This is a genomic window from Planobispora rosea, from assembly GCF_014648175.1.
Classification (GTDB): domain Bacteria; phylum Actinomycetota; class Actinomycetes; order Streptosporangiales; family Streptosporangiaceae; genus Planobispora; species Planobispora rosea.
The window spans coordinates 71,090-92,188 of the sequence record NZ_BMQP01000002.1 but is presented as its reverse complement, the minus strand read 5'-3'; the positions used below and the strand labels follow the sequence as shown (position 1 = coordinate 92,188).

Annotated in this window: 21 protein-coding genes; 5 read left to right on the top strand and 16 right to left on the bottom strand. The window is 71.3% G+C overall.

Going from position 1 to position 21,099, the window contains the following annotated elements; all coding sequences use genetic code 11:
* Positions 1-34: 34 nt before the first annotated feature.
* Positions 35-793, bottom strand: coding sequence for a cytochrome d ubiquinol oxidase subunit II (locus IEZ08_RS02275; protein WP_189241554.1), 759 nt, complete (start codon positions 791-793; stop codon positions 35-37).
* Positions 794-803: 10 nt separating this feature from the next.
* A complete protein-coding gene (locus IEZ08_RS02270; protein WP_068922962.1) occupies positions 804-1,997 on the bottom strand; it encodes a cytochrome ubiquinol oxidase subunit I in 1,194 nt (397 codons plus the stop codon).
* 111 nt (positions 1,998-2,108) lie between these two features.
* Between IEZ08_RS02270 and IEZ08_RS02265 the strand changes: the two genes are divergently transcribed.
* Entirely contained in the window at positions 2,109-2,438 is a 330-nt protein-coding gene (locus IEZ08_RS02265) for a helix-turn-helix transcriptional regulator (RefSeq protein WP_141703863.1), read from the top strand.
* A gap of 84 nt (positions 2,439-2,522) precedes the next feature.
* On the opposite strand, the gene IEZ08_RS02260 is transcribed toward IEZ08_RS02265, so the two are convergent.
* Positions 2,523-3,209 carry a permease prefix domain 1-containing protein gene (locus IEZ08_RS02260; protein WP_068922963.1) on the bottom strand — a complete coding sequence of 229 codons (687 nt, stop codon included), beginning with the start codon at positions 3,207-3,209 and terminating at the stop codon, positions 2,523-2,525.
* 243 nt (positions 3,210-3,452) lie between these two features.
* Here IEZ08_RS02260 and IEZ08_RS02255 point away from each other — a divergent pair, with 243 nt between their 5' ends.
* Positions 3,453-5,813 (top strand): ExeM/NucH family extracellular endonuclease, encoded by a 2,361-nt coding sequence (locus IEZ08_RS02255; protein WP_189241553.1) that lies wholly within the window; start codon positions 3,453-3,455, stop codon positions 5,811-5,813.
* A gap of 89 nt (positions 5,814-5,902) precedes the next feature.
* Here IEZ08_RS02255 and IEZ08_RS02250 read toward each other — a convergent pair whose 3' ends face one another.
* Positions 5,903-6,733 (bottom strand): metallophosphoesterase family protein, encoded by an 831-nt coding sequence (locus IEZ08_RS02250; RefSeq protein WP_189241552.1) that lies wholly within the window; start codon positions 6,731-6,733, stop codon positions 5,903-5,905.
* Between the two features lie 218 nt (positions 6,734-6,951).
* Between IEZ08_RS02250 and trxA the strand changes: the two genes are divergently transcribed.
* Positions 6,952-7,320, top strand: a complete 369-nt coding sequence (gene trxA, locus IEZ08_RS02245) for a thioredoxin (protein WP_068922966.1) — start codon at positions 6,952-6,954, stop codon at positions 7,318-7,320.
* 126 nt (positions 7,321-7,446) lie between these two features.
* On the opposite strand, the gene IEZ08_RS02240 is transcribed toward trxA, so the two are convergent.
* From IEZ08_RS02240 to IEZ08_RS02215, 6 genes are all read right to left on the bottom strand, one after another.
* Positions 7,447-8,778 (bottom strand): class II 3-deoxy-7-phosphoheptulonate synthase, encoded by a 1,332-nt coding sequence (locus IEZ08_RS02240; RefSeq protein WP_176728458.1) that lies wholly within the window; start codon positions 8,776-8,778, stop codon positions 7,447-7,449.
* An 11-nt stretch (positions 8,779-8,789) separates the two neighbouring features.
* Positions 8,790-9,671: an AfsR/SARP family transcriptional regulator gene (locus IEZ08_RS02235; protein ID WP_189241551.1), complete on the bottom strand. Its 882-nt coding sequence runs from the start codon at positions 9,669-9,671 to the stop codon at positions 8,790-8,792.
* A 74-nt stretch (positions 9,672-9,745) separates the two neighbouring features.
* Positions 9,746-10,819 carry a CU044_5270 family protein gene (locus IEZ08_RS02230; protein WP_068922967.1) on the bottom strand — a complete coding sequence of 358 codons (1,074 nt, stop codon included), beginning with the start codon at positions 10,817-10,819 and terminating at the stop codon, positions 9,746-9,748.
* A gap of 179 nt (positions 10,820-10,998) precedes the next feature.
* Entirely contained in the window at positions 10,999-11,538 is a 540-nt protein-coding gene (locus tag IEZ08_RS02225; RefSeq protein WP_141703865.1) for an RNA polymerase sigma factor, read from the bottom strand.
* Positions 11,539-11,648: 110 nt separating this feature from the next.
* The gene (locus IEZ08_RS02220; RefSeq protein WP_068922968.1) at positions 11,649-12,275 is read right to left on the bottom strand and encodes a peptidase inhibitor family I36 protein; all 627 of its coding nucleotides are present in this window, start codon (positions 12,273-12,275) and stop codon (positions 11,649-11,651) included.
* Between the two features lie 74 nt (positions 12,276-12,349).
* Entirely contained in the window at positions 12,350-13,576 is a 1,227-nt protein-coding gene (locus IEZ08_RS02215; RefSeq protein ID WP_189241550.1) for an FAD-dependent oxidoreductase, read from the bottom strand.
* 174 nt (positions 13,577-13,750) lie between these two features.
* On the opposite strand from IEZ08_RS02215, the gene IEZ08_RS02210 reads away from it, so the two are divergent.
* Both IEZ08_RS02210 and IEZ08_RS02205 read left to right on the top strand, forming a co-directional pair.
* Positions 13,751-14,257: a GNAT family N-acetyltransferase gene (locus tag IEZ08_RS02210; protein ID WP_068928691.1), complete on the top strand. Its 507-nt coding sequence runs from the start codon at positions 13,751-13,753 to the stop codon at positions 14,255-14,257.
* A 105-nt stretch (positions 14,258-14,362) separates the two neighbouring features.
* The gene (locus IEZ08_RS02205; RefSeq protein WP_229802865.1) at positions 14,363-14,638 is read left to right on the top strand and encodes a hypothetical protein; all 276 of its coding nucleotides are present in this window, start codon (positions 14,363-14,365) and stop codon (positions 14,636-14,638) included.
* A 78-nt stretch (positions 14,639-14,716) separates the two neighbouring features.
* Here IEZ08_RS02205 and IEZ08_RS02200 read toward each other — a convergent pair whose 3' ends face one another.
* The 6 genes from IEZ08_RS02200 to IEZ08_RS02175 form a co-directional block, all read right to left on the bottom strand.
* Positions 14,717-15,691: a phosphotransferase family protein gene (locus tag IEZ08_RS02200; protein WP_068922971.1), complete on the bottom strand. Its 975-nt coding sequence runs from the start codon at positions 15,689-15,691 to the stop codon at positions 14,717-14,719.
* Between the two features lie 99 nt (positions 15,692-15,790).
* Positions 15,791-16,687, bottom strand: a complete 897-nt coding sequence (locus IEZ08_RS02195) for an aldose 1-epimerase family protein (protein WP_068922972.1) — start codon at positions 16,685-16,687, stop codon at positions 15,791-15,793.
* Between the two features lie 69 nt (positions 16,688-16,756).
* Positions 16,757-17,764 (bottom strand): LacI family DNA-binding transcriptional regulator, encoded by a 1,008-nt coding sequence (locus tag IEZ08_RS02190; RefSeq protein WP_084780966.1) that lies wholly within the window; start codon positions 17,762-17,764, stop codon positions 16,757-16,759.
* Between the two features lie 35 nt (positions 17,765-17,799).
* Positions 17,800-19,224 carry a GH1 family beta-glucosidase gene (locus IEZ08_RS02185; RefSeq protein WP_068922974.1) on the bottom strand — a complete coding sequence of 475 codons (1,425 nt, stop codon included), beginning with the start codon at positions 19,222-19,224 and terminating at the stop codon, positions 17,800-17,802.
* Positions 19,221-20,102, bottom strand: a complete 882-nt coding sequence (locus IEZ08_RS02180; protein ID WP_068922975.1) for a carbohydrate ABC transporter permease — start codon at positions 20,100-20,102, stop codon at positions 19,221-19,223. The genes IEZ08_RS02185 and IEZ08_RS02180 overlap by 4 nt, the downstream gene beginning before the upstream one ends.
* Positions 20,099-21,079, bottom strand: a complete 981-nt coding sequence (locus IEZ08_RS02175; RefSeq protein WP_068922976.1) for a carbohydrate ABC transporter permease — start codon at positions 21,077-21,079, stop codon at positions 20,099-20,101. Before IEZ08_RS02175 ends, IEZ08_RS02180 begins: the two co-directional genes overlap by 4 nt.
* Between the last annotated feature and the right edge of the window lie 20 nt (positions 21,080-21,099).

Sequence of the window (21,099 nt, the reverse complement as noted above, 5' to 3'; positions counted from 1 at the left end):
CCTTACGAGGGTGTCCGGGGTCCCGGGGGAGTCCCTAGAAGAAGGACGGAGTGCGCTCCGGCGCCCGCCCGGGACCGAACGTGCGCCATACCCATACTTGCCCACCGAGCATGATCGGTGTGAAGGGCAGGATCATGAGACTGAGCACATTCAGCGTATCGGCGGGGGCGGTGTGCCCCAGGAGCCAGGGGGCGGCCCCGGCCAGCAGCGCCGCGGCGGGCGCGGCGGCCACGCAGGCCGAGACGAGCAGCGCCCTGCCGCTGCGGCGCGCGCCCGTCACCCCGCCGGGCAGCCGCCAGGAGGCGAAGGTCCACCCGTGGAAGGCGAACGCCGCGGCGATCGCGGCTCCGCCGGCGAGCCCCAGCGGAGTGATCGACATCCCGTTCGCCAGGGCGACCAGGGCGGCGCCCCAGCTGAACGCCAGGCCGTACGACCCCAGGCAGATCGCCCCGTCCCACCCGGCGCGCCAGGCGCGGCCGTCGGCGCGGCGGCGGAACCAGAGCCCGGCGTCGCGCACGATCCACGAGACCAGCAGCGAGACGACCAGCGGGTAGAGGCCGAACAGGACCTCGCCCTCGGCGCGCGGGTAGACGCCGAAGAGCACGCCGGCCACCGCCACCAGCCAGACCTCGTTGGCCAGGATGTACGGCGCCATGGCGGCCACGACGCGGTCGCGGCCCTCCTGGGACCGGCCGAGGACCGGCAGGAGCATGCCGAGCCCGATGTCGAAGCCCTCCAGGGCGAAGTAACCGAGCAGCAGGACGGCGAAGACGCCGAACCAGAGGATGTCCACGGGTGCCTCCTTACAGGCTCAGCGCGGCGGCGCGGTCGGGGGCGGCGTCGGGGCCGGAGCCGGGAGCCGCGCCCAGGGAGACGGCGGCCGGGCCGCGCCGTACCGTGCGGGCGATCAGGGCGTAGTCGGTCACCGCGAGCAGGCCGAGCACGGCGGTGAAGGCGATCAGCGAGGTGGTGACCATCCCGGGGGTCAGCCCGGGGGACATCGCGTCGGCCACGGTCAGCTTGCCGTGGACCATCCAGGGCTGGCGGCCGGCCTCGCGGGCCAGCCAGCCGAGGATCGCGGCGATGAACGGCAGCGGGATCATCAGCATCACGATCGGATGCGCCCACCGCCAGCGCGGCAGCCAGTAGATGACGGGCAGGAGGAAGAACAGCACGACGAACTGGATCAGCTCCCCGATCAGGATCATGAAGCCGAGGCCCGCCCCGGCCAGCGGGTTGTCGTCGAACTTGCCCGGCTGGTACTCCCCGACCGGGCCGAACTGCGCGAAGCCGAAGGCGACCGTGACCACGACGCCGATCGCGGCGACGACCACGCCGAGCCGGAGGGACGTGGTGAAGAACTGCTGCTCGGAGGTCCGGCGGAACAGCCGGTAGGCGCTGGCGCCCATGACCACGGTGCCGCCGGTGATCAGGGCCGCGCCGACCACGTGGGGCAGGGCCATGGTGAGCAGGGGGTTGGTGAACAACGCGGTCGAGTCGACCAGCTCCAGGTGGCCGCCCCGGTCCACGGCGCCCGCCGGGTTCTGCAGGAAGGCGTTCGCCGCCATGATCCAGAACGCCGAGGCGTAGGCGGTCAGCGTGACGATCCAGATGCACGCCAGGTGGAGTTTCGGGGGCAGGCGGTGCCAGCCGAAGATCCACAGGCCGAGGAACGTGGACTCCAGGAAGAAGGCGCCGAGCGTCTCGATCGCCAGTGGCGCGCCGAAGACGTCGCCCGCGTAGTGCGACAGCCCGCTCCAGTTCAGGCCGAACTGGAACTCCATCACCAGGCCGGTGACGATGCCGAGGGCGTAGTTGATCACATAGACCTGGCCCCAGAAGCGGGCCATCCGCATCATCGTCGGCCTGTCGCGGAACGTGCCGATGGTCTGCATGATCGCGACAAGGGGTGCCAGGCCCAGCGTGAGCACGACGAACAGGAAGTGCAGGCTCCCCGTCACCGCGAACTGCGTCCGGGCCAGGTCGAGCACGTCCATGACGTCACCTCCGTTGTTATGCCTGTCTACTTGTAGGCACTCTATCTATAGACAGCCTACATGTAGAACAGCTACATGTAGGCTGTCTATCGGAGAGGTAGGGTGAGGGACGTGAACACCGACGCGCTCCGGGGGCACATGGACGCCCTGCTGCTGTCCGTACTGGAGAGCGAGCCCCTGCACGGTTACGCGATCATCGAGGCGCTCCAGGAGCGCAGCGGGGGGACGCTGACGGTGCCGACCGGCACGGTCTACCCGGCGCTGCGCCGGCTGGAGCAGGCGGGCTACCTGGCCAGCGAGTGGGCCACGGTGGGCGGGCGCAAGAGGCGCACCTACCGGCTGACCTCCGCCGGCCGTACGGCCCTGGCCGGAGAGCGCTCGGCCTGGCAGCGCTTCACCAGCGCCATCGGAAGCGTGCTGGAGCCGCGCCCCACCAAGTGAGGGCCGTGCCCCACCAAGTGCCCCGACAAGTGCCCCGCCAGGTGCGGGCCGTGCCCCCGCGACGTCCCCGCGACCGGGTCGCCGTCAGGGCCGGATCCGCCCGGCGGAGGCCGTCACGCCGATGCAGCGGGTCGCGCAGTAGACCTGCAGGCCCCACACGCCGTAGCTCAGCGCCGAGGCGGCGAGGCCGGGAGTGTAGTCGGAGAAGCCGAACGACCTGCCCGAGCCGTACATCAGGGCCCAGCACAGCACGAGCATGACCGGCAGCATGGCCCAGACGAACATCCCCAGCGCCCGGGTGACCAGCCACGGCCGCCGGATCCTGCGCCGTCCCCGGCCGAGCGCGAGCAGCGCGAACGCGCCGATCACCCCGATGCCGAGCTGCGTGATGTCCACGGCGCGGGCCACCGGCACGAACCAGCCGGGCTGGGCCGCGTAGGAGATCGTGTCCACCGGGAACACCCGCCAGATCGCGGTCCACATGACCGCGGTGAGCGGAACGGAGAGGAAGAGCAGGGCGGCGAGCCGGCGGCCCGCGGCGACGGACAGCTCCCGCTGGTAGCCGGGGGCGATCTCGGCGATCGTGCCGAACTCCTCGACCGCGGCGCGCTCGGCCTCGGACCGGTCCAGACCGTCGAGCTCCAGGGCCTCGGCGGCGTCGATCAGACTGTCGCGCGCCTCGGTGACCAGATCGCGCTTGGGGCCCCGCGGCCCGTCGAGGGCACGGCTGAGACCGGTGACGTAGTCGTCGATGACCCCGCTGCCCGCCATGCTCTCCCCAGGTGTGCGCTCCCCCTCCGGGGTATCCGGCACCCATTCTGGCCGACATGGGGGATCGCGCGCATCGGGGACGACCCTGAGATGACCCGGAGCCGCCGCCGGGCGACCGGGCTAGGTCAAGGCAAGCCGACGTTCCATACAGCGGATCGACATGAAGTGTCAATATTCCTAATTTCACCTTCCGTCCACTTATAGGCGGACGTAAGGCGATTAGATGGGCTCTACGCTCCTGCCATGCGTGTTCTATCCCGGGCGCTCGCCGCCTTCGCGGCCGTCGGCGTCACCGCCGCCGGTGTCGCGGCACTCACCTCAACCCCGGCCCTCGCCGCGCCGGGCACCGTCGTCATCAGCCAGGTCTACGGCGGCGGCGGCAACAGCGGCGCTCCGTTCACCAACGACTTCGTCGAGCTGTTCAACCGGAGCTCTGCGCCCGTCACCCTGGACGGCTGGTCCGTCCAGTACGGCAGCGCCACCGGCACCGGCACCTTCGCCGCCAACACGGCGGCGCTGTCCGGCACCCTCGCCCCCGGCCAGTACCACCTGGTACAGCTCGCCGGCGGAGCCAACGGCGCCGCGCTGCCCGCGCCCGACAGCACGGGCACGATCAACATGAGCGGGAGCTCGGGCAAGGTCGTCCTGGTCCGCTCCGCCGAGGGCCTGGCCTGCAACGGCGGCTCCGTGCCCTGCACCGCCGAGCAGACCGCGCTCATCGCCGACCTCGTCGGCTACGGCACCGCCAACTACTCCGAGGGCACCGCCGCCCCCGCCCTGTCGAACACCACCGCCGGGCTGCGCAGGGCCGGCGGCTGCACCGACACCGACGCCAACGGCGCCGACATCGAGGCCGCCGCCCCGGCGCCGCGCAACCGGGCCGCCGCCCCGGCGCCCTGCGGCGACGTCGACCCGACGCCGACGCCGACGCCGAGTGTGACGCCCACGCCGAGCCCGACGCCCACCACGGCTCCGTGCGAGACCCCGGCGACCCACCAGATCGCCCAGGTGCAGGGCAGCGGCGACGCCAGCCCGCTGGCCGGTCAGACCGTCCGCGTCGAGGGCGTGGTGACCGCCGACTTCCAGCAGCCGAACCAGCTCAACGGGTTCTTCCTGCAGGACCCGACCCCGGACGCCGACCCGGCCACCTCCGAGGGCCTGTTCGTCTTCGCCCGCGCATCCTTCAAGGACGTCAAGGCCGGCGACCGCGTCCTGGTCACCGGCAAGGCCGTGGAGTTCAACGGCTGGACCGAGATCTCCCCGGTCACCGCCGTGGACGTCTGCGGCACCGGCACGATCGCCCCGGCCAGGCAGAACCTGCCGCGCGCCGAGGGGGTGACCTTCGAGCCGGTCGAGAGCATGCTCGTCACCTTCCCCGAGCCGCTCACCGTCACCGACCACTACAACCTGGGCCGCTACGGTGAGATCAATGTCGCCGCCGAGGGCCGCGTGTACCAGCCGACCGACCGCCCGGGAGTGGACGCCGCCAAGGACGCGCGCCGCACCCTCCTCGTGGACGACGGCTCCACCGTGGAGAACCCGCCGGTCATCCCGCACACCGAGCCGCGCGTGGTCCGGCTGGGCGACACCACGGTCGGCCTCACCGGCGTCCTGGGGTACGGCTTCGGCAAGTACCGCCTCCAGCCGACCAAACCGGTGACGTTCCTGCGCACCAGCCCGCGCCTGCCCAAGCCGCTCCCGGTGATCGGCAACGTCAGGGTGGCGAGCTTCAACACCCTCAACTGGTTCACCACCCTCGGCTCGCGCGGCGCGAGCACCGCCGAGGAGCAGCAGCGCCAGCTGACCAAGCTGGTCGCCGCCCTGAAGGGCATGGACGCCGACGTGGTCGGCCTGATGGAGGTCCAGAACAACGGCCAGACCGCCGTCCAGGCCCTGGTCGACGCGCTCAACGCCGAGGTCGGCGCCGGCACCTACGCGGCGCTGGCCCACCCCTACCCCGGCACCGACCTCATCCACGTCGCGATGATCTACAAGCCGGCCGAGGTGGAGCTCGTCGGCCAGGCGCAGTCCTCGACCGACCCGGTCTTCCGCCGGCCCCCGCTGATCCAGACGTTCCGCCGGGTCCAGGGCGGCCAGCCGTTCACCGTGCTCGTCAACCACTACAAGTCGAAGGGCTGCGACGAGGACGCCACCGGTCCCGACGCCGACCAGGGCGACGGGCAGAGCTGCTACAACGGCGAGCGCGTCCGCCAGGCCCAGGCCACGCTCGGCCTGATCCAGAGCCTGAACCTGCCCAACCCGCTGGTCCTGGGCGACCTCAACGCCTACGGCGAGGAGGACCCGATCGACACCCTGGAGGCCGGCGGCCTGACCAGCGTGACCAAGAGGTTCGTCCCCGCCCCGCTGCGCTACAGCTACCTGTTCGACGGCAAGCTCGGCGAGCTCGACCACGCCCTGGTCGGCAGGCAGCTGCTCAGGCGGGTGACCGGCGCCACGATCTGGCACATCAACGCGGATGAGCCCAGGTCGCTCGATTACAACCTGGAGTACAACCCGCCGGGCCTCTACGAGCCCAACGCGTTCCGCTCCTCCGACCACGACCCCGTGATCATCGGCCTGACCCTGCCGGGCGGCAGGAGATAGCGGAAGGTCCCCGAGGCCGTGAGAAGGGCCCGCCCCGCCGTCCCCGGTGGGGCGGGCCCGCCCCCTTCACACCCCGCACCGGCAGCCGATCAGCCGCGCGACCCCCGGCGGCCGAGACCCCGGACGCGTACGGGCGGCTGGCCGGCCTCGCGCTCGATGAGGGCGAGGGCGCCGTACCCGGAGCGGATGTGACCCAGGCACACGACCTCCGTCGGGCCGACGGCCGCCCGGTGCGGACGGTGCATATGGCCGCAGAAGTGCCAGCGGGGCCGGACGCGCTCGCACAGCGCGCGCAGTTCGGGGCGGCCGATGTGGGCTCCCAGCCGCGGGGCGACGCCCGCGGGCCAGTCATGGGTCAGCAGGATGTCGACCTCCCCCGCCTCCTGCGCGGCGAGACCCACCCGCTCCACCTCCTCCCGCGTGTAGTAGGTGCGGTCCTTGGCCGTCTCCCGGCGGACGCCGGGGACGTCCGTGACGCGGGCGGCGTAGATGCCCGACAGGAACGCCACCCGCAGCCCCGCGACCTCGCCGACCCCCGTCCGGCCGAGGAAGCAGGCGGCGCCGCCCCACCGGCCCGGCCCGGCCTCGTCCAGCGCGGGCCACGGTTCGTGGTTGCCGCCGATGAAGTACAGCGGCGCGCCCAGATCGATCGCACCCTCCATGACACGGGGGAAGTCGCCGGGTCCGCGACGGCCGGGAGTGTCGCCGGGGCCGCGACGTTTGGCCCGGGCCTGGGCTCCGGCCGCGTCGGCCTCGTCGCGGTGGGGCTCCAGGTCGCCGACCGAGAGGATGGCGTCCAGCGGCCCGTGGTCCCGCCGTACGGCGGCCGACCACCGGGCGAGCGTCTCGAACTCGCCGTGCACGTCCCCGACGACCAGGACCCGGGTGGGCCGGGCGTCCGTCTCGTCACCGCGCGTCATGCCGCACACCTTCCGCAGGATCCGCTGAGGTTACGCGGGTCGGCTGCCCGGACACCGTCCGTTCAACGGGGGAGGGGGAGGGTTTTTTCAGCTCGGCAGCCCTTTCTCCGTGGTCATTGACCCCCTGTTTTCCTTCCGGGGGTGAGGGATGGAATGCTCAACGGGGGTACGGGGTTATGCGAGCCGTACAGACGCCGGAGAGTAAAGAGGAGCCAGTAGTGGCGACCATCGCGGTAACCGAGAAGAACTTCAACGAGATCGCCGACCAGGGGATCGTCCTGCTGGACTTCTGGGCAGCCTGGTGCGGGCCGTGCCGGACGTTCGGACCGATCTTCGAGAAGGCGTCCGAGAAGCACGGCGACATCACGTTCGGCAAGATCGACACGGAGGCCGAGCAGGCCCTGGCCCAGGGATTCGAGATCACCTCGATCCCGACCGTCATGGCCATCCGGGACGGCATCGTCGTCTTCGCCCAGCCCGGCGCACTGCCCGAGCCCGCCCTGGAGGACCTGATCAGCCAGGTCCGCGCCCTCGACATGGACGCGATCCGCGCCGAGCTCGCCAGCGAACTGGGTGCGCAGAACTGACGCGCCGACGGGCGCCACGCGGGCGTCTCCCGCGAGGGACGCGTCCCGGACGGGGAGACGATCGTACGGCGCCCTCCCCGGGCCGCCGGAGTGTCACCCGGGGGACCTGAGGAGGGCTCGCAGGAGTCAGGCGGAGCGGTAGAGCTCGGCCACCCGGAAGGCGAGGTCCAGCGACTGGCCGCGGTTGAGGCGGGGGTCGCAGGCGGTCTCGTAGCGCAGCGCCAGATCGTCCTCGACGATCGCCCGGCCGCCGCCCACGCACTCGGTGACGTCGTCGCCGGTGAACTCGATGTGGATGCCGCCGGGGTGCGTGCCGAGCGCGCGGTGCACCTCGAAGAAGCCGGCCACCTCGTCCAGCACGTCGTCCAGGCGCCGGGTCTTGTGGCCGCTGGGCGCCTCGAAGGTGTTGCCGTGCATCGGGTCGCAGATCCAGGCGACCTGGGCGCCGCTGGCCGTGACCTTCTCCACCAGCTCGGGCAGGTGCTCGCGGATCTTCGTGGCGCCCATGCGGGTGATGAAGGACAGGCGGCCCGGCTCGTTGTCCGGGTTCAGCTTGCCGATCAGCACGAGGGCGTCGTCGACGCTGGTGGTCGGGCCGAGCTTCACCCCGATCGGGTTGCGGATGTTCGCGAAGAACTCCACGTGCGCGCTGCCGAGCTGGCGGGTGCGCTCGCCGATCCAGACCATGTGCGCCGACACGTCGTACGGCAGGCCGGTGCGCGAGTCGATCCGGGTGAGCGCGTGGTCGTAGTCCAGGATGAGCGCCTCGTGCGAGGAGTAGAACTCCACGGTGTGGAACTCCTCCGGGTCGGCCCCGCAGGCGCGCATGAACGCCAGCGCCTGGTCGATCTCACGGGCGAGCTGCTCGTAGCGCTTGCCGGCCGGGGACTCGGCCACGAAGTCCTGGTTCCAGGCGTGCACCTGGCGCAGGTCGGCGTAACCGCCCTTGGTGAAGGCCCGGATCAGGTTCAGCGTCACCGCCGAGGAGTGGTAGGCCTGCAGCAGCCGCTCGGGGTCGGGCGTGCGCGCCTCGGGGGTGAAGTCCAGGCCGTTGACCATGTCGCCCCGGTAGGCCGGGAGCTCCACGCCCTCACGGATCTCGGTGCCCTTGGAACGGGGCTTGGCGAACTGGCCGGCCATCCGGCCGATCTTCACGACCGGAACCTTCGCGGCGTAGGTGAGCACAATCGCCATCTGCAACAGCGTCTTCAGCTTGTTGCGCACGGCGTCGGCGGTCGCCCCGGCGAAGGTCTCGGCGCAGTCGCCGCCCTGCAGCACGAAGGCCTCGCCCCGGGCCACCGCCGCCAGCTCTGCCTTGAGGTTGTCGCATTCGCCGGCGAACACGAGGGGAGGCAGGCCCTCCAGCTTGGTGACGACCCGCTCCAGTGCGCCGCGGTCGGGCCATTCGGGCTGCTGAGCGGCGGGCAGCCGCCGCCACGAATCGAGGTTGTTGCTCACGATACGACAGGCTATTGCACCCTGCCCGGCGAACCGACCCTGATGTCCACGGAGTGAGAAGGTCTTTTCCCCTGGTGAGATTCCGTGGGGGGTCTCGGACCCGGGAACGACGGGGGCCGGGGGCTCGGGAACGAGCCGCCGGACAGGATCGTCGCCTCCACGGCGCGGAGCTCCGAACCCGGTTCGAGGCCGAGCTCCCGGACCAGGTGGCGGCGGATCCGGTGGTAGGCGTCCAGAGCCTCGGCCTGCCGGCCGGACCGGTAGAGCGCGAGCATGAGCTGCGCGTGGAGGTGCTCGCGCAGCGGGTGCTCGGCGACCAGGCCCACCAGCTCGGGGATGAGCTCCGCGTTGCGGCCGAGGGCGAGGTCGGCGTCGAGACGGAGCTCCACGGCGCTCAGGCGGATCTCCTCCATCCGGTCCACCTCCGGCTGGAGCGCGGGCTCGTCCTCCATGCCGGTGAACGGGCGGTCCCGCCAGAGCGAGAGCGCCGAGCGCAGCCGTTGCGACGCCCGGTGCGGATCGCCCGCGCCGAAGGCCGCGTGGCCGTCCCGGACGAGGTCGGCGAAGCGGTGGGCGTCGATCTCCGGCGGCTGCGCGTGCAGACGGTAACCGGCGCCTCCCTGAGTGACGATGCGATCCCGGCCGAGTGCGCGGCGCAGCCGGTGCACGTAGAGGCGAATATTGCTGGCCGCCGACGGGGGTGGTTTTTCGCCCCATAGGGCATATGTCAGACTCTCGGTGGAGAGTATCTTTCCCGGGCGGCAGAGTAATACCGCGAGGAGCAGTCTCTGCTTGTTCGTGCCCAGCTCAACAGGGCCTTCCTCGGTTCTCGCCGCGAGCGGGCCGAGAATGTGGAAACGCACTCCTGCCCCCGGATGATGATCGGACAGCATGGGGAATTACATCAACAGGGGTTATAGCAAGAGTAATTTCAAATGTAAAAATCAGGAGTCCGAATCATGTTCATTCATCGGGGTGTCGGTGAAATGCTCTTCCCGGCGTCCAGGAACAGGGTGTAGGAGATGATCGAGGGCACCGGCAGGTCCAGCTCGCCCGCCGTCGCGGTCAGCGTCCGCTCCTCGCCGAGCAGCTCGCCGGTGCGTCCGTCGAAGATCAGGATGTGCCGGTTGGGCAGCCCGCCGTGATCGGACTCCAGGCTGACCGCGACTCCCGGCCGCCCGGCCCGGTCGACGACCGTCCCCTCGTATCGCAGGTCGGCGAGCCCGGAGAGCAGCCGCAGCACCCCGGCGCGGACCGCGGGACGCACCGGTTGCTCGCGGTAGAGGTCGGCGATCGTGACGAGCAGCTCCGCCGCGCCGCTCTCCGGCGGCCCCGCCCATCCCAGCGCGGCGCTCAGCCGCTCCGCGTCGGGGACGAGATCGCCGGGCCTCCAGCGCGGAGGCAGGTCCAGCGTCTCGTCGGAGACCTGCGGTTCCAGGCCGGGGCGTCCCTCGGCCTCCCAGGCGGCCCGGCTCTCCTCGGACGGGAACTCCGGGTGGGAGGTGACCGTGCGGATGCGGCCGGGCCTGTCCTGCGCCGTCCAGCGCTCGGTGAGGACCGGCACGACCGCCGAGCGCACGCTCCGGCCGTTCACCACCGAACCGAGGTGCCAGCCGCGCGTCCTGGTGTAGAGATAGCGGCCCGTGCCCGTGTCGTCGGGCAGGCGGGCGGCCCGGTCGGCGATCTCCAGCAGCGCCTCGTGCGCGGACCTGGTCCCGGTGCCGCTGTAGGCGAGCGGTGGCGGCGTCGCGGCATGGGCGGTCGCCGTCCGGTCCAGGGTGGACAGGACGGCGACCGCGGTCGCCGCCGCGGCCGTGGCCAGCCCCGAGATCAGCATGCGGCGGGCGAGGGCGGGCGCCCGTGATCCGCCCCTCGTCGCGGGCACGGCGGTGAGATGGATCGGGGGCGTGTGGTCCGGAGCGGGGAAGGCCGCGAAGACGGTGGAGAGCGTGGTCCGCCGTACGGCCGGGTCGCCGCGGACGGCGGCGGCGGGGTCGTGCGGACCGAGCAGCTCCCGGAGCGCGGTGATGTCGGACTTCACTGACAGGACTCTCTCACTGGCGGGTCTCCTTCACTGACGTGCCGCTTTCACGAGGGGGTTTCCTTGGCGGGCGTGCCGCTTTCATGAACGGGTTTCCTTCCGACGTCCCGCCTTCATGAACGGGCCTCCTTCACGGGCCGCCTTCCTTCACGGGCGGGTCTCCACCGGGGGCGGGTCTCTCACCGGCGGGCCTGTGTGCGGACCGGCGGGCCGAGCGCGCGGCTCAGTCTCTTGCGGAGCCGGTGCAGGCGGACGTGCACCGCGGCGGTGCTGCATCCCAGCACCGCCGCGGCGCCCCGCGCGTCCAGCCCTTCCCAGGCGACCAGCCGGACCAGCTCCCGGTCGTCCGGGCTCAGGCCCTGCAGGGCCTCCATCGCGGCCTGCCTGCGGGTCACCGCGTCGGCGTGGTCGGGCTCGGTCTGGGCGGTCTCGGCGAGTGCGGTCAGCAGGTGCTCCCGGCGCTCGTCGGCCCTGCGGCGGTTGGCGATGATGTTGCGTGCGACCGTGTAGAGCCAGGGAAGCTCGTTCTCGGGGAGCTCCCCTGCCCGGCGCCATGCCACGGTGAAGGTCTCGCTGACGACCTCCGCCGCGTAGTCGGGTCCCACCCGACGCCAGGCGTAGCGCAGCACCTCGTCGTAGTAGCGGCTGTACATGGCGATGAAGTGGTCGCACTGCCCGCCGCCGGTGCTCGCGGGGGCCGGCGGGATTCCGCCCGTCACACTCTCTGCCTGTTGGCGCACACTCGGTCTATGTCGCGGCACCGCTGATTCTTTCCGCTCGCGTGGAAAACGCGGGGCGGCACGGCCCGCCGTGCCGCCGGGGTGGCAGGTCAGCCGTGGATGTCGGTGGCGGCGTCGTTGAAGGATCCGATGGAACCGGACCGGGCGCAGGCCGCCATGGTCATGCTCCGGCCGGAGCCGTTGCGCAGGGACGCGCCGTCGCGCTTGCGGCCCCCGGAGCAGTTCTGGTTGTTGTGCCAGGAGGAGACCTGCCGGGCGAAGCCGTACCGGGCCAGGCCCACCCACCGCTCGTCGCGGAACTGCAGCCGGCGGCCGTCCCAGGCGGGGTGCTCGTAGACGCACACCCACCCGGCGGGGCAGTCGGCGGTGCCGAGGACGGTGGCGTCCCCGGCGCTCCCGCCGTTGCGGACGCCGACGGCGTTGGCCTCCCGGTAGGTCCCGTAACACGTGACGGCGGCGGACAGGACGGCGCAGGCCTGGGCGCCCTCCCAGCTCCGGGACAGGTCGATCGTCCTGTCCCCGTAGGCGGCCGCGCCGTTCGGGGCCGGACCCGTGGGAGCCACGCTCCCGGGGACGGTGCTCCCGGGGACGGTGCTCCCGGGGACGGCGTCCCCGGGAGCGGCGGAGTCGGCGTGGGCCGTGAAGGCGGCACCGCCCGCGGTGGCGACGGCCATGCCGAGGAACGCCCTGAGGAGAGCGCGTGCGGGTCCGTTCATCGATGTGTTGCTCCTCCTGGTCCGGCGGGGCGGCGGTCCGCCCTCGCCGGACCAGGGTCGCGTGGTCGTGTACATCACCTGTATCGCGCGCGTATATCCGCCTCGGGGGTGCGCACGTGCTCGGGGCGGACGCCCAGCCCGACGAAGCGCCGGGCGAGGGGCGCGATCAGCGGGAGCCGGGAGATGTCGCGCGGGAGCCGTACGGGCCTGGAGCCGTCGGTCAGGACCGGGCGGATCAGCCGGTTCTGGACCATGCGCTGGGCGAACTGGGTGATCACGGTCGGCGGGGTGCGCCGGCGCTGGACCCGGGCCAGCAGGGACTCGGGGATCTCCTCGCCGCTCAGCAGCGGTCCGGCCAGCAGGTTCGCGGCGGCCACCGCGTCCTGCACGGCCAGGTTGATGCCGACGCCGAAGACCGGGGACATGGCGTGCGCGGCGTCGCCGATGACCAGCAGGCCGGGACGGTGCCAGCGGCGCAGCCGGTTGAGCGCCACCGACAACACGCTGACGTCCCCGAAGTCCCCGATCAGCTCGGTGCGGTCTGCGAGGTAGGGCAGCATCCGCGCCACCGGCGCGCGCAGCGCCTCGATGCCCCGGCCCTTCAGAGCCTCGAAGCCGCCTTTGGGGATCACGTAGGCGAGCTGCCAGTAGCTCTCCCGGTTGATCGAGACCATCAGGTGGCCGGTGGAGACCCGCAGGAACGTCTCGTCGGGGTCGGCGGGCTCCCGGGGCAGCCGGAACCAGACCACGTCCATCGGCGCGCCGTGCTCGACCGGCACCAGCCCGGCGGCCCGGCGTACGTCGGAGTGGCGGCCGTCGGCGGCCACGGTGAGCGTCGCCCGCAGCTCGTGCTCCCCTCCGGCGTCGCGGTAACGGAGGCCGCGCACCGCGTCGCCCTCCCGGATCACCCCCGTCACCTCGGTGTTCATGAGCAGCCGGAAGCCGGGGTAGCGGGCGGCGGCGGTGGTGATCAGGTTGAGGAAGTCCCACTGCGGGACGAACGCGATGTAGGGATAACGGCTGCCGAGCTTGCTCAGGTCGGCGAGGGGGATCACCGCGTCGTCGGTGTGGATCTCCATCCGGCGGGTCTTGCGGTGGGGCAGCCGGTGGAACTCCCCGGCCAGGCCGAGTTCGTCGAGGACCTCCAGGGTCGAGGGATGGATGGTGTCGCCCCGGAAGTCACGCAGGAAGTCCCCGTGCTTCTCCAGCAGCGTCACCTGGACGCCGGACCGGGCCAGCAGCAACGCGAGCACGGCCCCCGCCGGGCCGCCCCCGGCGATCACGCATGTGTTCCTACTCATAATTCATCACCCAATGAAATTATTGCACGGGGTCTCCCGGAAGGGAATGGCCGTGCGGGCCCCGCTGCCGGGAGAACGGCGTGCGGGAAGAGTGGCGTGCGGGAAGAGTGGCGCGCGGGGAGATCCGCCTGGCGGATGACGTGCCATCGCGTGTGATGCGGCATGGTGGCCGTTGTGACCGTTTACGAGACAGAACGCCTGATCATCCGCGAGTGGACCGCCGACCCGGCCGACCTCGACCGCATGACCGACATCTACACGCGTGAGGAGGTGACGCGCTGGTTGCCGCCCTTCGAGTTCGACGCGGTCAGAGCGGTGGAGGGCTGGCGCGCCCTCCATGAGAGGGACCGTCGCTACGGCTCGTGGGCCGTGCAGGTGCGGGAGAGCGGCCTGGCGGCCGGGACCGTGCTGTTCCGCCCGATTCCCGGTGGTGACGGGGAGGTCGAAGTGGGCTGGCACCTGCACCCCGACTCCTGGGGCAACGGCTACGCCACCGAGGCGGCCCGCGGGGCGGTGGAGCGCGGCTTCGCCGCGGGGCTGGAAGAGGTCTACGCGCTCGTGAAGCCGGACAACGAGGCGTCCAGGGCGGTCTGCCGCAGGCTCGGCATGGCCTCCCTGGGACTGACCCGCCGCTTCTTCGATCTGGAGGCGGAGATGTTCCGTCTGCCCAGAGAGGCCTGATTTCATCACAGAGTGCGCATGACCGGTTACGTATGAGGAGTGAGGGGTAGCGATAGGGACGAACCACCATCGGGGGGATGAGAAATGATCAGTATGCTTCACCGGATGGGCGTGAAGTCCGGGATGATGTACACCGCTGGGATCGCGTCGATCGGCCTGTCGTTCGCATCGTGGCTGACCTCCAAGAACGTCGAGAACGCCAGCCTCGCCCGGGCGGACCGCTGGGGCATCTTCATCGGCGAGTGGGCGCCGACCTTCTTCGCCATGGGCGTGGCGCTGCGTATCGAGGAGACCCAGCAGGACAACACCCGGCTGACGGAGCGGGAGATGTTCGACAGCTCCTACGCCGAGGGCCGGATGCCCTCGCACGCGCGGATGTAGCCGGGGCGGCGCAGAGACGGGCCGCGCTCCGCCAGGGGAGCGCGGCCCGTCTCCGTGCCCGGCTCCGGCCGGGGCTGCTCAGAGGGAACCGAGATCCCGGACGAGCGAGGCGGTGCTGAGGTCGCGCAGGCGGGCGTACTCCTCCTCCGGATACTGGCGCGGGCCGTTCTCCACGAGAAGGATCAGGGAGAGGTAGATCCGGTAGAGGGTGATCCGGACGCGGGCGCCGTCGTCGAACGGCACGACCCCGCCCGCCTCCCGGTAACCGGTCACGATCGGGTCGTCCTCCTCCAGCGTGCCGAAGATCGTCGGGGTGACGAAGTCGGCCAGCGGGTCGCCCCAGAACGCGCGCTCGTGATCGATGATCGCCTGGATCCGGGGCGGGCCGCCGTTCACGGAGGCGGGGGTGAGGAAGACGTTTCCCGGCCAGACGTCGAAGTGCACCAGCGCGGGCGCGGTCACCTCGTCCAGGGCCCACGAGGCGGACTCGACGGCCGCGGCGACGGAGGCGGGGGAGACCGGGAGCGTGATGGAGTAGCGCAGCGCGTCGTCCAGGAGCGCGCCGATCATCGTCCGGAAGGCCGACCGCCAGCTCGGCCCGGTCAGTTCGGCGTGCGGGTAGCCGTACACCTCGCCGGTGACCTCGTGCAGCCGGGCCAGATGGCCGCCCAGCTCCCGCCGCAGGACATCGGAGGGGGCCTCGGGGGCGTGGTTCCACGCCACCCCGTCCAGCGCGGACAGCACCAGGTAGTCGCCGCCGAGCACCGGGTCGTCGAACCCGGCGCACAGCAGCTCGGGGCCGGGCAGCGCGGCCGTGCGGTAGACCATGGCCTCGGCGCGCAGCAGGTTCCGTTCGTACCGCAGCTGTTCCAGCTCGGGCGGGGGAGCCAGCTTGAGCACCACCTCGCGGCCGTCGTCCAGGGCCAGCCGCCAGACCGCGTTGGCGAAACCGTCGGTCAGCTCGGCCGAGGAGACGACCCCGGCGCCCACGGCCCGCCGGAGCAGGGCGTCGAGCTCGGCCGCGGAGAGCTGTCGCTTGGTCTGGCTGTGCATGGCCTCACCTCGAAGGCGGTGGTCGGGGCGCCGGGGCGGGGGAGAGGGAGCGGCCCGGGAGATCGTGGGACCTCAGGGGGCGTCACAGGGCCGGGAACGTCACAGGGGGGAGATCGTCCAGGAGCGCTCCGCCTTCTCGCCGGGCTGGAGCACGATCAGGTCGGTGCCGGAGTTGAAGGCGTCCGGCGGGCAGGTCATCGGCTCCACGGCCAGCCCGGCGTAGCCGAGCCCGGTCCCGGTGCACACCTGCACCCACGGCATCGCCGCGGCCTCCCAGCGGATCTCGACACCGCCCTCCGGCCCGCGCACCCGGATCCGGGCCAGCCCGTCGGCGCCCGCGGCCAGCCCGGTGAACGCGTGGTCCACCGGGACGCCGCCGATCACTCGCGGGACGCGGAAGTCGTACGGCGTGGCGGAGACGTCCTCCAGGGAACGGGGCAGCAGCGCCTCGTCCACGAGCAGCACGCGGTCCGCGGGCAGGTGCAGCTCGTAGTCCTCGACGGTGTCGCCGGCCAGCAGCCAGGGGTGCGGGCCGCAGCCGTACGGCGCCGCCGCGGTCCCGGTGTTCTCGGCCGTCAGCGTGGTGGTCAGCCCCTCGGGAGTGAGGGAGTAGGTGACCTGCAGGGCCAGCGTGAACGGGTATCCGGGGGTGGGGGCGATCGTGTGCGCCAGCCGTACGAGACCGTGCTCGTCGTCGGCCGCGGGCCACTCCACCGCCTCCCACGCCACGTCGGCCACCAGCCCGTGCAGAGCGTTTCCGAGGTCCTCCTCGTTCACCGGCAGGTGGAAGGTCTCGTCGCCGAAGCCGTAGCGGGCACCGCCGACCCGGTTGGGCCACGGGGCCAGCAGGGTGCCGCTGTAGCAGGGGATCGGCCCGTCTGCGGGCCAGCTCGCGACCAGGTCGCGCCCGTCGTGGCGGAGCACGCGCAGGGCCGCGGCCCGCTCGGTGATCTCGGCGTGGAGGGCGCCGCTGCGGAGGGTGAACTGCCGGGACACAGGGATCCTTTCCGGGGAGGGGAAGGGGGAGGGGGCGTCAGCCGCGCGACCGGGCCGCCGGGATCACGATCACGCGGATTCCCGCTCGACCAGGTGGGTGTCCAGGATCACCACGGGCTGCTCCAGGTGCTCGCCGTTGATCCGGGAGACGAGCAGGTGGGCCATCTGCCGGCCCATGGCCTCGGTGGGCTGGTGCACGCTGGTGAGGGCGGGGACGGAGTGCGCGGCGGCGGGGGAGTCGTCGAAGCCGATCACCGCGACGTCGCCGGGGATGTCCTTGCCCTCCTCGCGCAGCACTCGCATCGCGCCCAGCGCCATCGGGTCGGAGGCGGTGAAGACCGCGTCCAGGTCGGGATGGACGGCCAGGAGTCCTCGCATGGCGGCCATGCCGCTCTCCTCGCTGAAGTCGCCGTAGGCGACGATCTCCGGTACCCCGGTGGCGAGCAGCGCGTCGCGGTAGCCCGCCAGACGGTCGACGCCCACGCCCATGTCCTGCGGGCCCGCGATGGTGGCGATCCGGCGCCGGCCCTTGGCCAGCAGGTACTTCACCGCCTGCCGGGCACCGGCCCGGTTGTCGGCGTCGACGTAGCTGTAGGGGTCGAGGCCGAGGGGACGGCCGCCGATGACGGTCGGCACGCCCATCGCCTCCAGCCGCCCGGGCAGCGGATCGGCGCCGTGCAGCGAGATCAGCAGCACCCCGTCGACGTGCTGCCCGGTCAGGTAGAGCTCCAGCCGCTCGTGCTCCTGCGCCGACTGGGCCATGGCCAGGATGAGCTGCAGGCCCGTCTCGGACAGCGCCGAGCCGATGCCGCGGATGGTCCCGGCGAAGTACGGTTCGTCGAAGACGCGCAGTTCCGACTCGGAGACCACCAGCGCGACGGTGTCGGTGCGCCGGGTGACCAGCGCGCGGGCGGCCCGGTTGGGGACGTAGCCCAGTTCGTCGATCGCCCGGTGGACCGCCTCGCGGGCCTTCTCGCTCACTTTCGGCGAGCCGTTGATGACTCGCGAAACCGTGCCCCTGCCGACACCGGCCAGGGCGGCGACCGCCTCGAGCGTCGGACGACGGCCGCCGTTCATGTTCGCCCCCATGAAAGTGAATATTCGGTAGCGACTTATTGTGCCGGACCGTTCAGGCCTCCGCGCCTGATGGTCTCGGCATACCAGAGTGCGCTTTCCTTGGGCACTCTCCGCTGGGTCTCATAATCCACGTGGATCAGGCCGAAGCGCTTGCCGTATCCCCAGGCCCACTCGAAATTGTCCATCAGCGACCAGGCGAAGTACCCCTGGAGCGGGACTCCCGCCTCGATCGCGGCGTGGCAGGTGCGCAGGTGCGCGTCGATGTAGGCCAGGCGCTCGGGGTCGGACACGGTCCCGTCGCCGGTCATGACGTCGTCGAAGGCGGCACCGTTCTCGGAGATGACCAGCGGGACCCTCGGGTACTCCCGGGCCAGGCGGAGCAGGATCTCCTCCAGGCCGGAGTCGTCGATCTCCCAGCCCATGGCCGTGACCGGCCGTCCCCCGTTGACGAACGACACGTGCTCGCTGCCCACCCACGGGGAACCGGCGTCGGTGGGGGCCGCCGCGGCCGAGGCCGCGCCGCCGGGAACGCCCGAGACGGTGAAACGGCTGTAGTAGTTGATCAGCAGCATGTCCAGCGGGGCGGAGATCAGGGCCAGGTCGCCCTCCTGGGCGAAGCCCGCCATCGAGCCGAGGTCGGTCAGGACGTCCTCGGGATAGCGGCCCTTCAGCAGCGCGTCCAGGAAGAACCGGTTCTGCAGCCCGTCGATGCGGCGGGCGGCGTCCAGGTCGGCCTCCGAGCCGGTCTGCGGCGAGATCGCGTAGAGGTTCACGCAGCCGCCGATCCTGGTGTTCCTCCCCTGGGCCCGCATGGCCTGCACGGCCAGGCCGTGCGCGAGCAGCAGGTGGTGGGCGGCGAACATCGCCTGCGCAGGCTCGCGCCGCCCGGGGGCGTGCTCACCGGAGGCGTACCCGAGGAAGGCCGCGCACCACGGCTCGTTGACCGTGCTCCAGTTGCGGACCCGGTCGCCCAGCGCGTCGTGCACGAGGGCCGCGTACTCGGCGAAGCGGTGAGCGGTGTCCCGCGACGGCCAGCCGCCCGCGTCCTCCAGCGCCTGCGGCAGGTCCCAGTGGTAGAGCGTCACCCACGGGTCGATGCCCTTGGCGAGCAGCTCGTCGACGAGCCTTCTGTAGAAGTCGAGCCCCTTGGCGTTGATCGGACCGCTGCCGTCCGGCTGGACCCGGGGCCAGGAGATCGAGAACCGGTAGGCGCCCAGTCCCAGCTCCGCCATGAGCGCGACGTCGTCGCGGTAGCGGTGGTAGTGGTCGATGGCCACGTCGGCGTTCTCGCCGTTGACCACCCGGCCGGGCTGCCGGACGAAGGTGTCCCAGATGGAGGTGCCGCGGCCGTCGTCGGTGACGGCGCCCTCGATCTGGTAGGCGGAGGTGGCCGCGCCCCAGACGAAGTCGGTCGGGAAGAGCAGGACCGGGCTCTGAATATGCGTCTCTTGCGTGGTCACGCCTTGACCGCACCTTCCATGAGGCCGCCGACGATCTGGCGGCCGAACACGACGAAAACGATGACGAGCGGGAGGACCGAGGCCGCCGTGCCGGTGAAGAGCATGACGTAGTCGGTGCCGTGCGCCTGGTTGAGTGCGGCGATCGAGGTCTGCACCACCGGGTTGTCCGGGTTCAGCACGATCGACGGCCACAGGAACTCGTTCCAGTTCTGCATGAAGGTGAGCAGCGCCAGAACCGCCATGCCGGGCCGTACGGCGGGCAGGATGACGTTGAAGTAGATCCGCATGGTGGAGGCGCCGTCGACGCGGGCCGCCTCGACGAGCTCGTCCGGCACCGCCTGGGAGGTGTACTGCGTCATCATGAACACGCCGAACCCGTTGACCAGGAAGGGCAGGATCACCGCCTGGATCTGGCCGGTCCAGCCCAGGGTCACCATCATCTCGTAGAGCGGGACGATGCCCATCTGCTGGAGCGGGACCATCATGGTCAGCAGGATCGAGCCCAGCAGGATCTTGCTGCCCCGGAACCTCAGCTTGGCGAAGGCGAAGCCGGCCAGGGTGGAGATGAGCACGACCGAGACGGTCACCGTGGTCGAGATGATGATCGAGTTGATCAGGCCGGTGCCGAAATAGGCGCTCTCGTTCTCGAGCAGCCGCTGGACGTTGTCGCCGAGGTTGCCGCCGGGCAGCAGCGGCGGCGGCGTGTCGAGCGCCTCGTCGTTGCTCCGCGTGGCCATGACGAACATGTAGTAGATCGGGAAGGCCGACAGCACGAGCGCGAAGACGAGGACCGCCTTCGTCAGCGGGCCCGCGTCCCAGATGCGGTTGGCCGCCGCCGCGGGCGCCGCCGGGCGCCGCCGGGATTGGATCGCGGTCACTTGTTACCCCCGATGCGGCGGGTGAAGGAGTAGTTGATCAGGATGCCGATGAGGATCAGCGCGAACAGCATCCAGGCGGCCGCCGAGGCGTAGCCCATGTCGAAGTCGCGGAATCCCTCCTTGACGATGAACATGGCCACCGTCTGGTACTGGCCGGTGGCGCCTCCGGCCATCGTCGGGTTGCCCTCGAACATGACCGGCTCGGCGAACAGGGTCAGGCCGCCGATGGTGGAGACGAAGACGACGAAGATGAGCGTCGGGCGGAGCATCGGGACGGTGATCTGCCAGAACTGCCGGCGGGGCGAGGCGCCGTCGAGGGAGGCGGCCTCGTAGAGGTCCTTGGGGATCGTCTGCATCGCGGCCAGCAGAATGATGGCGTTGTAGCCGGTCCACCGCCAGTCGATCATCGTGGCGATGGCGATCCACGCCGACCAGCTCTGGTTCTGCCACTCGATGGCCTCGACGCCGAACAGGCTCAGGACCCAGTTGACCATTCCGTAGTCGCGGCCGTAGAGCTGGGTGAAGACCACGGCGACCGCGACGACCGAGGTCACCAGCGGCAGCAGGATGCCCAGGCGGAAGAACAGCCGGCCCCGGATGCGCTTGTTGAGGGCGTTGGCGAGCAGCAGCGCCATGACGAGCTGCGGGATCGTGGCGATGACGAAGATTCCGACGGTGTTGACCACCGCGTTCCAGAAGGCCTCGTCGGCGATCAGCTCGGTGTAGTTGTCGAGCCCGAGGAAGGTCTTGTCCCCGGCGAGCTCCCAGTCGTGCAGGGACACCCAGAGGGTGTAGCCGAGCGGGAAGAGGCCGAAGAGCGTGAAGAGCAGGAAGTACGGTGAAACGAGGAAGTAGGGGGTCGCCCGGAGGTCGAACCTGGCGAGCCCGTTGCCGCCCCGCTTCGCGCCCCGGTTCCCGGAGGACCGGCGGGGGCCGGTCTTCCGCGCCGGAGCGGGGGCGTCGACGTTGAGGGTCATCGGTCAGCCTTTCAGCGAAG

Excerpts from the sequence above, each read along its gene's own strand:
- IEZ08_RS02270 (WP_068922962.1), bottom strand. The coding sequence starts at position 1,997 with ATGGACGTGCTCGACCTGGCCCGGACGCAGTTCGCGGTGACGGGGAGC.
- IEZ08_RS02260 (WP_068922963.1), bottom strand. The coding sequence starts at position 3,209 with ATGGCGGGCAGCGGGGTCATCGACGACTACGTCACCGGTCTCAGCCGT.
- IEZ08_RS02255 (WP_189241553.1), top strand. The coding sequence starts at position 3,453 with ATGCGTGTTCTATCCCGGGCGCTCGCCGCCTTCGCGGCCGTCGGCGTC.
- IEZ08_RS02250 (WP_189241552.1), bottom strand. The coding sequence starts at position 6,733 with ATGACGCGCGGTGACGAGACGGACGCCCGGCCCACCCGGGTCCTGGTC.
- IEZ08_RS02235 (WP_189241551.1), bottom strand. The coding sequence starts at position 9,671 with ATGCTGTCCGATCATCATCCGGGGGCAGGAGTGCGTTTCCACATTCTC.
- IEZ08_RS02220 (WP_068922968.1), bottom strand. The coding sequence starts at position 12,275 with ATGAACGGACCCGCACGCGCTCTCCTCAGGGCGTTCCTCGGCATGGCC.
- IEZ08_RS02215 (WP_189241550.1), bottom strand. The coding sequence starts at position 13,576 with ATGAGTAGGAACACATGCGTGATCGCCGGGGGCGGCCCGGCGGGGGCC.
- IEZ08_RS02205 (WP_229802865.1), top strand. The coding sequence starts at position 14,363 with ATGGGCGTGAAGTCCGGGATGATGTACACCGCTGGGATCGCGTCGATC.
- IEZ08_RS02200 (WP_068922971.1), bottom strand. The coding sequence starts at position 15,691 with ATGCACAGCCAGACCAAGCGACAGCTCTCCGCGGCCGAGCTCGACGCC.
- IEZ08_RS02190 (WP_084780966.1), bottom strand. The coding sequence starts at position 17,764 with ATGAACGGCGGCCGTCGTCCGACGCTCGAGGCGGTCGCCGCCCTGGCC.
- IEZ08_RS02175 (WP_068922976.1), bottom strand. The coding sequence starts at position 21,079 with ATGACCCTCAACGTCGACGCCCCCGCTCCGGCGCGGAAGACCGGCCCC.